The sequence below is a fragment of the Klebsiella sp. NPDC088457 genome, from assembly GCF_044900465.1.
Taxonomy (GTDB): domain Bacteria; phylum Pseudomonadota; class Gammaproteobacteria; order Enterobacterales; family Enterobacteriaceae; genus Klebsiella.
On record NZ_JBJDNH010000039.1, the window covers coordinates 23,092 to 34,796 of the forward strand.

Genomic DNA, 11,705 nt, shown 5'->3' on the forward strand with positions numbered 1-11,705 from the left:
GTTGATGCAGATTTGTGATTGGTTGCAAAGAATTGAATAAAAAACCAGCAGGGGATTTGACCGAAGCGCGGGTGAAAAAAACGACGGTGAGAGGAGGAATGCAGGAAAAAACGGGCGGCGGAGGGCCGCCCGCGGCGTTACTCTTCGCTGAGAAACAGCTCCAGCAGCGAGTTTAAAAACAGCTTGCCGTGCTCGGTTATCTGCCAGGCGTGAGCATCTTCAACCAGGTAGCCCTGGGCGATGGCGGCATCGAGTTGCTGGCGAATCACGCGCTCATCCAGGCCGGTATAGCGGCTGAATTCGCGGCGCGGCGCGGCTTCCAGCAGACGAAAACGGTTCATAAAGAACTCGAACGGTTTATCGTTGACCTCGACATCATGCTGGCGTTCGAGGTAACGACCTTCCATGTACCCCCGCGGATGGCGCGTTTTTGCGGTACGCAGGATCCGCCCGTCCGGGAAGGTAATCTTGCCGTGCGCCCCGCAGCCGATGCCGAGGTAGTCGCCAAAGCGCCAGTAGTTCAGGTTGTGCTGACACTGATAGCCCGGTTTGGCATAGGCCGAGGTTTCATACTGCTGATAGCCCGCCGCCGTCAGCAGGCGATGCCCCTGCTCAAAAATATCCCACAGCGCGTCGTCATCCGGCAGTACCGGCGGGCGCGAACCGAACAGGGTATTCGGCTCAATGGTCAGCTGATACCAAGAGAGATGCGGCGGATTGAGTGCAATCGCCTGACGCAGATCGTCCAGCGCCTCATCCAGCGACTGGTCCGGCAGACCGTGCATCAGATCGAGGTTGAAGCTGCGCAGCCCGAGGCCGTTGGCCAGATGCGCCGCCCGTTTGGCTTCGTCCGGGCCGTGAATACGACCCAGGCGCTGCAGTTTAGGCTCGCTAAAGCTTTGCACGCCGATGGAGATGCGGTTCACTCCCGCGCGCTGGTACTCGACGAAGCGATCGGCTTCCACGGTGCCAGGGTTGGCCTCCATGGTGATCTCCGCCGCGGCGGCCAATGGCAGGCAGTCGCGTACGCCGTCGAGCAGGGTTTGCATCGCCGGGCCGGAAAGCAGGCTCGGCGTACCGCCGCCGATAAAAATGGTCCCGATTTCACGCCCCTGGGCATAGGCCGCATCGGCCCGCAGGTCGGTCAGCAGATGCTGCACATAGTCATCGTGCGGCACCTCGCCCTTCAGCGCATGCGAGTTAAAGTCGCAGTACGGGCATTTCTGTACGCACCAGGGGATATGAATATACAGGCTCAGAGGCGGCAAATTAGCCATTACGCAATGCTTCCAGTAACAGTTTCAGCGCGCGTCCACGGTGGGAGATGGCGCTTTTTTCTTCACGGCTGAGTTCCGCGGCGGTTTTCCCCGCTGACGGAACAAAGAAAATCGGGTCGTAGCCGAAGCCGCCGGTTCCTGCCGCTTTACGGGTAATCACCCCCGGCCAGCTGCCATGACAGACGATCGGCGTAGGATCGGCGGCATGACGCAGATAGACCAGCACGCAGTGGAACTGCGCCTGCCGTTGCTCGTCCGGGACCTCCTGCAGGGCATCAAGCAGTTTTTCCAGATTCTGCTGGTCGCTGGCATCTTCGCCGGAATAGCGGGCGGAATAGATCCCCGGCGCGCCGCCCAGAGCGTCTACCGCGATACCGGAGTCGTCGGCAATGGCCGGTAGCCCGGTTATCTGAGCGGCATGGCGCGCTTTCAGAATCGCGTTTTCGATAAAGGTCAGCCCGGTCTCTTCGGCGGAATCCACGCCCAGATCGGTTTGCGCCACGATATCCAGACCAAAATCTTCCAGCAGCGAGGCCAGCTCGCGAACCTTGCCGGCGTTACCGGTGGCGAGAACAACTTTTTGCATCATTAATCCTGTTTATTCTGTCAGCGCCGCGACCGCGGTCGGGATCTGTTGCGGGTTGATGATTTTTATCTGTTTGTGGCGGCCAAGCTCCCCTTTTTCAAGCAGTACCTGGCTTTTGGCGACACGAAACTGTTTGGCGAGGAATTTCACCAGATGGGCGTTAGCCTGACCATCAACGGGTGGAGCGGTAATGGCGACTTTCAGTTCGTCGCCATGTAAACCTACGATGCTGTCGCGGCTGGCTTTGGGCTGAATATACAGCCGCAGCACCAACCCGTCAGCGCAGACTTCGACGGCACTCATAGCGCCATCCACAGCCCCGGAAGCAGAACGTTGCCCGTCGCCTGCAGCAGCTCGGCGATGCCCATGTTGACCACATACAGCAGCAGCACCAGCACCATTGGCGAGAAGTCGATACCGCCCATTGACGGCAGCATTCTGCGAATCGGGCGCAGCAGCGGATCGGCCAGCTGCATCAGAACGAACTCTACCGGGCTACGGCCCTGGCTGACCCAGCTCATAATCGCCATCAGCAGCAGAACCCAGAAAATGAGCAGGCCGACGGTTTTAATCAGAATCAGCAGCGCGGAAATCCAGATAATCGGCTGGAAGGTAACCACCATAAACAGCACGATAGCCTTTATGACGCAAAGAATGAATGCGATCAGCAGCGAAGAGCTGTCGATAGGGCCCATGGCCGGAATAATGCGTCGCAGCGGCCCGACGATAGGCTGGGTGACCTTAACGACAAACTGCGAAAACGGGTTGTAAAAGTCGCAGCGTGCCCACTGCATCCAGACGCGTAGCAACATGATCATCGTGTACAGTTCAATGACCGTTGCCAGCAGGAAAGTCAACGTCTTCATGGCGTTCCTCAGATTCCTTAATTTTTGCTGTAGTCGCGCGCACCGAATATCGCGGTACCGATGCGCACCATCGTGCTTCCCGCCGCGATTGCGGCTTCCATATCATCCGACATGCCCAGAGACAAGGTATCGACCGTAGGGTAATGCGTTTTGAGTCGCGCAAATGCTACCGCCATTTGTTGGGCCACGGCAAACTGCCTTACATATTCTGACTCAGGTGCCGGAATAGCCATCAGCCCGCGCAACCGCAGGTTAGGCAGCGCGGCGATCTCCGCCGCCAGGGCGTCCAGCGCCTGCACAAGGATGCCCGATTTGCTTTGCTCATCGCTAATGTTTATTTGAATCAATACATTGAGCGGTGGCAAGTGCGCCGGACGCTGCTCGCTAAGCCGCGTGGCGATTTTCAGGCGATCGACGGTATGGCACCAGTCAAAGTGTTCCGCCACCAGACGGCTTTTGTTGGACTGCAAAGGCCCGATAAAGTGCCACTGCAGATGTCGGGCGCCGGCCTGCTGAAAGTGGCGAATTTTCTCCACCCCTTCCTGAACGTAGTTTTCACCAAAAGCCACCTGGCCTGCTGCCATCGCCTCTTCAATCGCGCTCACAGGTTTGGTTTTACTTACTGCAAGCAACGTCACTTCTTCTGGAGCGCGGCCGCAGCGTGCGGCAGCGTCTGAGATTTTGTCCCGGACCTGTGCCAGGTTATGCGCAATATCGTTCATATTCCGAGGATGAGTTATGGAGCTGGAAGAAATCGTGGCCCTTAGTGTAAAGCATAACGTCTCCGATCTACACCTGTGCAATGCCTCAGCGGCGCGCTGGCGTCGCCAGGGAAAGCTGGAGGCGGCCCCTTTTCACTCGCCGGATATCGCTAAACTGCTTAACGACTGGCTTAACGAAAAGCAGTTAGCCCAGTGGCAGGCCAACGGGCAGGTGGACTTTGCCTTAACGCTGGCCAGCGGCGCGCGTCTTCGCGCCAGCGCATTTTCCCACGTGCGGGGACTATCGCTGGCGCTGCGCTTACTGCCGCGAAGCTGCCCCCGGCTTGAGGAGCTCAGCGTCCCGACGGCGCTGACGGAACTGCTGCGCGAAGAAAGCGGTCTGATTCTGGTCGCCGGCGCGACCGGCAGCGGGAAATCGACCACCCTGGCAGCGATGGTCAACCACCTTAATCAATGTCTTGATGGCCATATTCTGACCCTCGAAGATCCGGTGGAATATCTCCATGTCAGTGAACGAAGCCTGATTCAGCAACGGGAAATCGGTCGCCATAGTCCCTCCTTTGCTGCAGCTTTACGGGTCGCGCTGCGCCAGGATCCCGACGTCATCCTTCTTGGGGAGCTGCGCGATAGCGAAACCATCCGTCTGGCGCTGACCGCTGCTGAGACCGGGCATCTGGTGATGGCTACACTGCATACCCGCGGGGCCGCACAGGCGGTTGAACGGCTGGTCGACGTCTTTCCCGCTCAGGAGAAAGAGCAGGTCCGTAGCCAGCTTGCAGGAAGTTTGTGTGCGGTACTCGCGCAAAAATTGCTACCGGATACCTCAGGCGGAAGAGTTGCGCTATACGAGCTTTTGGTCAATATCCCGGCGGTGGCGAATTTGATCCGTGAGGGGAAAACTCATCAGTTGCCCGGCGTGATGCAAACCGGACAACAGGCCGGAATGCAGACTTTTACGCAAAGTTTTCAACAACGTGTATCATCTGGCCGCTTATAAGCGCCGCTTTAATATTCCGTGGTCATGCCAGTTTGTTGTTATCGTAATGTTTTATTAATGTTTGTTGGTATTAAAATGAAATATCGCTTAGGGTAAGTCTGTTACGGTGTGGAATGCCGGGTATAAATTTTGAAATGATATTATCTTCGCAGAACAGGGAAAAAATAAGATTATCTTTTGACACTTTTCATTGGTTCGAATTATGCTTGTTTCTGGGGCCAGGAGGGTCCCTGTAGAATATTGTGTTGAAATGTAAATTTATTAATTTGTTTGTCATTCTGGTTTGATTCATTTAACCACCATGATGGTGGGCGCTTGCTAAGGAGAGTTTTAAGTGATTAATTTATCAGGTAGTTTTCCTTGTTCTTGTCAGCTTGTCTTTATTACTCATCCGACTATTCAGAGTAAGGCATTTGCCTCTTACCTGACCGAAGCCTTGTCCGTTAAGGTGATGCTGCATAATATCAATAAGCCCCAGCCTCAGCGTTTTTCGAAAGAGAGTGTAATATTGTTTGATATCGCGGTGTCGAATAAAAAGCTGAATGGTGCGTGGCGAGATATTATTCGTTCTTATGCTCATAACCCGCGACTGCTGATTATCAACAGCGCGCAAAAATATGAACTCTATGAAATGGCGCAGTGGCCGGCTCTGTATGGCGTATTCCGTCACGACGATGATGAATTGCGTTTAATTGAGGGCATTAAGGCTGTACTTAATGGCCAACAGACGGCCGAATTGAGCGTGATGCACCCGGCGATGTATGCCGTGGATCAGGCATCGCGCCCGGCGGAAAGCTCCCCACTGACCGAGCGGGAATGTGAAATTCTGAATGAGCTCCGTGGCGGCGCGACCAATATGGATATTGCCCGTGCGCTGTTTATTAGCGAGAACACGGTGCGGACCCATCTGTACAACGTTTTCCGTAAACTGAGCGTGAAGAACCGTACCCAGGCTGTCAGCTGGGCGAATGAGCACTTGCGTCACTAAGGCGATAAGTCGCGGTAAGGTTGATGGCGCCATGGTGCGGAAGGTGGCGTCATCAACCCTGTTCGGGTTTAAAAACCCTGCTCGAAGTAGCTTTCCAGAATAATGACCGCTGAGGCGGAATCGATGCTGCCTTTATTCAGGGCGCGAGATCCGCCGTGCTCGAATAGCCCGGCGCGGGCTTCGACCGTGCTCAGGCGCTCGTCGTGGAGGGTGATCTTCACGCCAAAACGACCATGGATTTTATTGGCGAAGTTACGTGCGCGCGCGGTCAGCGGCTGTTCTGTGCCGTCCATATTCAGCGGCAAGCCGACGATGACGGCCTCAGGCTGCCACTCCTTAAGCAGCTTCTCGATAACGTTCCAGTCCGGTTTACCGTCCTGCGCTTTCAGTGCCGGCAGGGGACGAGCGGTGCCGGTAATGCGTTGACCGACGGCGACGCCGATGCTTTTGGTGCCGAAATCAAAACCCAGCAGCGTTCCGCTCATTACGCATGCCCCGCTACGCCAGGCATCGTCACGATATCGATACCAATCAGCCTCGCCGCATCACGCCAGCGGTCGGCTATCGGCGTTTTAAACAAAATATTTTGATCCGCCGGAGCCGTCAGCCAGGCGTTATCAAGAATTTCCTGCTCCAGCTGACCTTTCTCCCATGAGGCGTAGCCCAGCGCCACCAGCACGTTGTCTGGCTGCTTATCCGTGCCAAGCGTTTCCAGCACGTCGCGAGAGGTGGTGATCACCGTATTATCGGAAATACGAATGCTGGAGGAAAAATCAGAGGGCGGCGAGTGCAGAATAAAACCGCGGTCTTCGGCCAGCGGCCCGCCAAGCATCACCGGTTTATCCAGACGAATGTCCGGATTACGCGGCTCAGCGACGATATTCAATTTTTCCAGAATTCCGTCAATCTGCAGATTTTCCAGCGGCTTATTGATGATAATACCCATGGCGCCCTCGTCGTTGTATTCGCAGATATAAACCACGGAGCGGCGGAAAATGGGATCCTGAAGAGCAGGCATGGCAATCAGAAAGTGATGCTGTAAATTCATTGTCAGAGGTTCTGTTCCTGGTTCAAAAAGCAGCACCCAGTATGCGGGTAAAGTGCGAGACTGTCGATTCAACTTTATCTTTCAGGCGACAGGAGCGTTGATTTCCTCGCTCAACCCGGTCACATAGCGGACTATGCTCCCGGGCATTCGCTGCGTCATCGCCTTCCTGTAGCCCGCAATCTCGCGTTGAATCACGTGGTGTATCTTTCAGGCGACAGGAGCGTTGATTTCCTCGCTCAACCCGGTCACATAGCGGACTATGCTCCCGGGCACTCGCTGCGTCATCGCCTTCCTGTAGCCCGAAATCTCGCGTTGAATCACGTGGTGTATCTTGCTGGCGCCCGAGGGGACTTATTTATTGATGCGTTTCTCGATAGCGTCCATCAGCATTCCGGTGATGGAAATCGGGAAGGCCGCTTCGATTTCGCGCACGCAGGTGGGGCTGGTGACGTTAATCTCCGTCAGACGATCGCCGATGATATCCAGACCGACGAAGATCAGCCCTTTGGCCTTCAGCGTTGGGCCGACGCGGCGGGCAATGGCCCAGTCGCTGTCGCTCAGCGGACGCGCTTCACCGCGCCCCCCGGCAGCGAGATTGCCGCGGGTTTCTCCGCCCTGCGGGATACGGGCCAGGCAGTAAGGAACCGGCTCGCCGTCGACCACCAGCACGCGCTTATCACCGTCTTTAATCGCCGGTAGATAGTTCTGCGCCATGCAGTAGCGGCTACCCAGCTCGGTCAGCGTCTCGGCGATCACCGGCAGGTTAGGGTCACCCTCTTTCACCCGGAAAATGGAGGCCCCGCCCATGCCGTCCAGCGGCTTGAGGATAATATCGCCATGCTTCTCCCAGAAGGCTTTCAGCTGGGCTTTATTACGCGTCACCAGGGTTTCCGGCGTCAGGTCGGCAAACCAGGCGGTGAACAGCTTCTCGTTACAGTCCCGCAGGCTCTGCGGCTTGTTGACGATCAGCGTACCTTTATCTTCGGCACGCTCCAGAATGTAGGTGGCGTAAATAAACTCGGTATCGAACGGCGGATCTTTGCGCATCAGAATGACGTCGAGATCCGCCAGCGCCAGATCCTGCTCGCCGGTAAACGCGTACCACTTATCGTAATTCTGCTCCACGCTCAGCTTGCGCGTGTGGGCGCGGGCTTCACCGTTAATTAAGTACAGGTCGTTCATCTCCATATAATGGAGTTCATAGCCGCGACTCTGCGCTTCCAGCAACATAGCGAAGCTGGTGTCTTTCTTGATGTTGATGGTTGCGATGGGGTCCATCACGATGCCGAGCTTGATCATTGTAATTCTCCGTTAACGCTTCAACCTAAGTCGCCAAAACGCACCTGCAGGGCGGTAATGGCAGTTAGCGCAGTTGTCTCTGTACGTAGAACGCGCGGTCCCAACAGAATATCAGTAAACTGATAGCGAGCGGTCATTGCGATCTCCTCCGCCGACAGTCCTCCTTCCGGGCCAATCAGCAGACGAATACGTTCCACCGGCAGCGGCAAGGTGTTGATGCTGGCGCTGGCGCGAGGGTGCAGGTTGAGCTTCAGGCTATCGTCCTGCTCCGCGCACCATGCTTCGAGCTGCATCGCCGGGCGAATTTCCGGCACCACGTTACGACCGCTCTGCTCGCAGGCGGCAATGGCGATTTTCTGCCACTGCTGGATCTTTTTCTGCAAACGTTCGGCGTCCAGTTTAACGCCGCAGCGCTCGGAAAACAGTGGCGTAATGAGGCTTACACCCAGTTCAATCGATTTCTGGATGGTGAACTCCATTTTTTCACCGCGCGACATCACCTGGCCCAGATGGATGTGCAGCGGCGACTCGCGATCGTCCGTCTCGCCGCTTATCACCTCAACCAGAACGTTTTTCTTACCGGCTTCGGCAATCACGGCCGCGAAAACCTGATTACTGCCGTCAAAAAGCTGGATTGCCTGGCCTTTGCCCATGCGTAAAACGCGGCCAACGTGGTTGGCGGCATCTTCAGAAAGGGCGATTTGGCTACCGACGGTAACAGGCTCCGGGTGGTGGATGCGAGGGATGCGCATACTTGATATTCCGTTCTTCGCGCAGATGCCGTCTTCCCCACCATTGAGCAACACGGGATCTGCAATTAACAATTGCCGCTAGTGTAGGTTAGCTCTTTTGCGCCTGGCAAGCTTGCTGGACATACGGATTGTGGTTGCCCTGAACTTTGGCGATGCGCGCGTCGCGTTCGCACTCCCAGGCGCTCACCGGATACATTTTATTCCAGGCGGTAAAAAGCTGGGTTTGCTGGCGGGAAAGGGTCAGCTGATAGGTATCGCGCATATAGAAGTAGGTGCGGGCGATAGAACCGCGAGCGCGGGCCGGCGGCTCGGCGACTTTATCTTTAAAATCGACCTTCATGGCACACTGGCCATACTGGCCCTCGCCGCCGTTCCACTGGCTGTACATAAAGTTGGCGCGGTCGCCGTTGACTTCGCCCACCGCCGGCTGCAGGTTGTGCATATCGCTTTCCATCTGGCGATAGACCGGATCTTTGGCGCAGTTTTTACGCCCGCCATCCTGCCAGCACTGGCGCTGGTGGCCGAACTGCCATGCCGGAACGACGTGCTCCCATTCAACCCGGCTGGCGCGGTTCTCATTTTTACGCACTTTATAGCCGCAAGATTGCAGGTCGATAACGCCTTTTTTCCCCTGCCAGTCGATTTTACAGCCGCAGTAGAAGTCGCCGGGGACGTCGGCATTGACCTTCACGCCGGCGGCTTTGGCCTGAGAAAAGCTGTTGATACCTTCCGCCGCGGCCTGGCCGCCACAGGCTGCGGCCAGAAACGCCGCAGTAAAAACATAAATACGGGACATCGTGAACTCCGTGTCAAAACGAGCCCGCAACGTAGCGAATGCGATTGTCAGATGCAATCAGTCAGATCAGAAAATTTCCAGTTATAGCCGATAATTAGGTGTCGGCGACCAGCAGATCGCCGCAGTGAACGCAGCGGTAGGTGGCTTCGCCGCGCACCACCCGATTGTGGCGGCGGACGGTAAGCTGGTGCTGCTGGCAGCGACAGCGATAGGGAAAGGTGTTCTGACGGACGGAGTCGAGTTCAAAACGGTGGGTGCGGCGAGCGGCGACGCCGAGCACGCTTTCCATCATCCATTTCCACTCTTTGCCGTGCGGCGCCACGCGGCCGAAGTGTTTCCACACCAGCAGATGCGCCAGTTCGTGCGGGACGACCTCATCAATAAATGCCTGCTGGTTTTCCAGCAGCAGCACCGGGTTGAGGCGAATTTCGTTTTTTTCCAGCCAGGCGGTGCCGGCGGAGGTGCCGCGCTGCTGATAGACCAGAGTGGGTTCCGGGTAATTGCGGCCAAGCTGGCGATTCGCCTGGGCGAGTTTTTCCCGCAGGCTGCGCATAACGGCCTGTTGAATGGCGATGGGAATTCGGGGTGTTTTCATAGTGCCAGAGGATAGTGCGGCGTGAAGGGGAGAGCAAGGGGAAGACGCTTCCTCCCGCGAGAGGAGGAAGCGTGACGGTCAGTCGCGGGCGCCGATTTCGCGCAGCGGGCGGCCTTTCATCAGGTTACGTTCGATGTGTTCCAGCGACACGTTTTTGGTTTCCGGGATAAGCCACAGAGTCAGGAGGATGAACAGGACGTTCAGCCCGCCGTAGACCCAGAAGGTGTTGGCGTTGCCCAGAGAGTTAAGCATGGTCAGGAAGGTCGCCCCGACGATCATGTTGGCAATCCAGTTTGTCGCCGTTGAGCAGGTGATGCCGAAATCGCGGCCTTTCAGCGGCTGAATTTCCGAACACAGGACCCAAATCAGCGGACCGGCGCTCATCGCGAAGCCGACGATAAACATCAGCAGCATCAGCACGGAGAAGTACTGGGCGGTCGCTGAGTGAATCCCGATATGCATCATGGAGCCCAGGACGCCCATGCCGACGGCCATGACGATAAAGCCGAGGAGCAGCGTCGGTTTACGGCCCCAGCGGTCCACCAGCCCGATGGCGATAAAGGTCGCCAGCACGTTAGTCAGACCGACGATCACGGTGCCCCACATCTGTTCGGTGGTATTGGCATAACCCGCCAGTTCAAAAATCTTCGGCGCGTAATACATGATGACGTTCATCCCGGTGAACTGCTGCATCACCTGTAACAGGATGCCGAGGAATACCGCGCGACGGAAGTTGCTGTTTTCTTTAAACAGTTCCCAGCCGGACTGTTTAATCTTCAGGCTTTCCCGGATTTCATCCAGCTCGCGTTTTGCCTCTGCGCTGGTATCACGCAGGCGCATCAGTACGCGTTCGGCATCGACAAAGCGGCGTTTGGCGGCAAACCAGCGCGGGCTGTCCGGCAGGAAGATAACGCCAATCAGCAGCAGAACCGCCGGGATGATAATCACTCCTAGCATCCAGCGCCATGCGCCGCTGTAGCTGAAGGCGGTATCCGACAGATAGGCGCCGAGAATCCCGATGGTAATCATCAGCTGATACATCGAAATCATGCTGCCGCGAATTTTTTCCGGCGCGATTTCGGACAGGTACAGCGGGGCGGTATAGGAGGCGACGCCAACGGCGAGGCCCAGCAGGACGCGGGAAACCAACAGCACTTCGACGTTCGGGGCGGCGGCCGAGAACAGCGAACCGGCGACGAACAGGATCGCGCCGATCATCAGGCTTTTTTTCCGGCCGAGGCGGAAAGAGAGCCAGCCGCTGCCGACGGCGCCGACGGCGGCACCGAACATCATGGAGCTCACGACCCATTCCTGGGTGTGGGCGCTGATCTGGAACTCGTTGGCAATAAAGGGTAAGGCACCCGCGATGACGCCGATATCAAGGCCAAAAAGCAGGCCCGCCAGCGCGGCGAGGAAACAGACAAAGAACGTCATCGTCTTGTTCGAGCGCCCTTGTTTTTTGTTGTCAGGCATAACGCCCTCCAGTTGAGTTATTGATTCTGTCGATACTTAGGGTAGGGGAGTCCATCGTAAAAAAACGTGATACCAATCACGGCTGTGTAATCGGTTACACCAAGGTAAAGAAGTGTAATTATTTAAAAATGATTAAATTCAGCTATATATATGATTATAGATTGGCTGACAAAAAGTCATAATCAGATAAGCCTGAAACAGGATGTAACATAGTGAAAACCGTTTCACTAACCCATTATTTATCCAGTTTTTTGGCTTCACTGCCTATGTAATCGCTTTCATTTCATTGGGAATTCGCGGAGGATG

Annotated in this window: 14 protein-coding genes; 2 read left to right on the forward strand and 12 right to left on the reverse strand. The window is 56.1% G+C overall.

The features are described 5' to 3' along the window. Positions 1-137 precede the first annotated feature (137 nt). Genes hemW through ACI2JR_RS21360 form a run of 5 tightly spaced genes read right to left on the reverse strand, consistent with a single transcriptional unit; the run spans position 138 to position 3,451 of the window. The gene (hemW, locus tag ACI2JR_RS21340) at positions 138-1,277 is read right to left on the reverse strand and encodes a radical SAM family heme chaperone HemW (RefSeq protein ID WP_462479419.1); all 1,140 of its coding nucleotides are present in this window, start codon (positions 1,275-1,277) and stop codon (positions 138-140) included. Then, positions 1,270-1,863 carry an XTP/dITP diphosphatase gene (locus ACI2JR_RS21345; protein ID WP_132729819.1) on the reverse strand — a complete coding sequence of 198 codons (594 nt, stop codon included), beginning with the start codon at positions 1,861-1,863 and terminating at the stop codon, positions 1,270-1,272. The genes hemW and ACI2JR_RS21345 overlap by 8 nt, the downstream gene beginning before the upstream one ends. Before the next feature lie 12 nt (positions 1,864-1,875). Continuing rightward, positions 1,876-2,166: a DUF167 family protein YggU gene (gene yggU / locus ACI2JR_RS21350; protein WP_132729772.1), complete on the reverse strand. Its 291-nt coding sequence runs from the start codon at positions 2,164-2,166 to the stop codon at positions 1,876-1,878. After that, a complete protein-coding gene (locus ACI2JR_RS21355) occupies positions 2,163-2,729 on the reverse strand; it encodes a YggT family protein (protein WP_132729773.1) in 567 nt (188 codons plus the stop codon). The genes yggU and ACI2JR_RS21355 overlap by 4 nt, the downstream gene beginning before the upstream one ends. Before the next feature lie 17 nt (positions 2,730-2,746). Then, the gene (locus ACI2JR_RS21360; RefSeq protein ID WP_462479420.1) at positions 2,747-3,451 is read right to left on the reverse strand and encodes a YggS family pyridoxal phosphate-dependent enzyme; all 705 of its coding nucleotides are present in this window, start codon (positions 3,449-3,451) and stop codon (positions 2,747-2,749) included. Positions 3,452-3,467: 16 nt separating this feature from the next. Here ACI2JR_RS21360 and ACI2JR_RS21365 point away from each other — a divergent pair, with 16 nt between their 5' ends. Both ACI2JR_RS21365 and ACI2JR_RS21370 read left to right on the forward strand, forming a co-directional pair. Next, entirely contained in the window at positions 3,468-4,448 is a 981-nt protein-coding gene (locus ACI2JR_RS21365; RefSeq protein ID WP_132729775.1) for a type IV pilus twitching motility protein PilT, read from the forward strand. Positions 4,449-4,782: 334 nt separating this feature from the next. Next, positions 4,783-5,436 (forward strand): LuxR C-terminal-related transcriptional regulator, encoded by a 654-nt coding sequence (locus ACI2JR_RS21370; RefSeq protein ID WP_462479421.1) that lies wholly within the window; start codon positions 4,783-4,785, stop codon positions 5,434-5,436. 68 nt (positions 5,437-5,504) lie between these two features. On the opposite strand, the gene ruvX is transcribed toward ACI2JR_RS21370, so the two are convergent. From ruvX to ACI2JR_RS21405, 7 genes are all read right to left on the reverse strand, one after another. Further along, a complete protein-coding gene (gene ruvX, locus ACI2JR_RS21375) occupies positions 5,505-5,921 on the reverse strand; it encodes a Holliday junction resolvase RuvX (protein ID WP_462479422.1) in 417 nt (138 codons plus the stop codon). Next, positions 5,921-6,484 (reverse strand): YqgE/AlgH family protein, encoded by a 564-nt coding sequence (locus ACI2JR_RS21380; RefSeq protein WP_132729777.1) that lies wholly within the window; start codon positions 6,482-6,484, stop codon positions 5,921-5,923. The genes ruvX and ACI2JR_RS21380 overlap by 1 nt, the downstream gene beginning before the upstream one ends. A gap of 351 nt (positions 6,485-6,835) precedes the next feature. Further along, positions 6,836-7,783 (reverse strand): glutathione synthase, encoded by a 948-nt coding sequence (gene gshB, locus ACI2JR_RS21385; RefSeq protein ID WP_132729778.1) that lies wholly within the window; start codon positions 7,781-7,783, stop codon positions 6,836-6,838. A 20-nt stretch (positions 7,784-7,803) separates the two neighbouring features. Then, a complete protein-coding gene (rsmE, locus tag ACI2JR_RS21390; protein WP_132729779.1) occupies positions 7,804-8,535 on the reverse strand; it encodes a 16S rRNA (uracil(1498)-N(3))-methyltransferase in 732 nt (243 codons plus the stop codon). Positions 8,536-8,623: 88 nt separating this feature from the next. Then, the gene (gene endA / locus ACI2JR_RS21395; protein WP_462479423.1) at positions 8,624-9,331 is read right to left on the reverse strand and encodes a deoxyribonuclease I; all 708 of its coding nucleotides are present in this window, start codon (positions 9,329-9,331) and stop codon (positions 8,624-8,626) included. A gap of 94 nt (positions 9,332-9,425) precedes the next feature. Continuing rightward, a complete protein-coding gene (locus ACI2JR_RS21400) occupies positions 9,426-9,926 on the reverse strand; it encodes a SprT family zinc-dependent metalloprotease (protein WP_462479424.1) in 501 nt (166 codons plus the stop codon). A 78-nt stretch (positions 9,927-10,004) separates the two neighbouring features. Further along, the gene (locus ACI2JR_RS21405) at positions 10,005-11,399 is read right to left on the reverse strand and encodes a sugar porter family MFS transporter (RefSeq protein WP_462479425.1); all 1,395 of its coding nucleotides are present in this window, start codon (positions 11,397-11,399) and stop codon (positions 10,005-10,007) included. Positions 11,400-11,705 lie beyond the last annotated feature (306 nt).

Coding starts and splice junctions, on each gene's coding strand:
- hemW (WP_462479419.1), bottom strand. CDS start 1,277: ATGGCTAATTTGCCGCCTCTGAGCCTGTATATTCATATCCCCTGGTGC.
- ACI2JR_RS21345 (WP_132729819.1), bottom strand. CDS start 1,863: ATGCAAAAAGTTGTTCTCGCCACCGGTAACGCCGGCAAGGTTCGCGAG.
- yggU (WP_132729772.1), bottom strand. CDS start 2,166: ATGAGTGCCGTCGAAGTCTGCGCTGACGGGTTGGTGCTGCGGCTGTAT.
- ACI2JR_RS21355 (WP_132729773.1), bottom strand. CDS start 2,729: ATGAAGACGTTGACTTTCCTGCTGGCAACGGTCATTGAACTGTACACG.
- ACI2JR_RS21360 (WP_462479420.1), bottom strand. CDS start 3,451: ATGAACGATATTGCGCATAACCTGGCACAGGTCCGGGACAAAATCTCA.
- ACI2JR_RS21365 (WP_132729775.1), top strand. CDS start 3,468: ATGGAGCTGGAAGAAATCGTGGCCCTTAGTGTAAAGCATAACGTCTCC.
- ruvX (WP_462479422.1), bottom strand. CDS start 5,921: ATGAGCGGAACGCTGCTGGGTTTTGATTTCGGCACCAAAAGCATCGGC.
- ACI2JR_RS21380 (WP_132729777.1), bottom strand. CDS start 6,484: ATGAATTTACAGCATCACTTTCTGATTGCCATGCCTGCTCTTCAGGAT.
- gshB (WP_132729778.1), bottom strand. CDS start 7,783: ATGATCAAGCTCGGCATCGTGATGGACCCCATCGCAACCATCAACATC.
- rsmE (WP_132729779.1), bottom strand. CDS start 8,535: ATGCGCATCCCTCGCATCCACCACCCGGAGCCTGTTACCGTCGGTAGC.
- endA (WP_462479423.1), bottom strand. CDS start 9,331: ATGTCCCGTATTTATGTTTTTACTGCGGCGTTTCTGGCCGCAGCCTGT.
- ACI2JR_RS21400 (WP_462479424.1), bottom strand. CDS start 9,926: ATGAAAACACCCCGAATTCCCATCGCCATTCAACAGGCCGTTATGCGC.
- ACI2JR_RS21405 (WP_462479425.1), bottom strand. CDS start 11,399: ATGCCTGACAACAAAAAACAAGGGCGCTCGAACAAGACGATGACGTTC.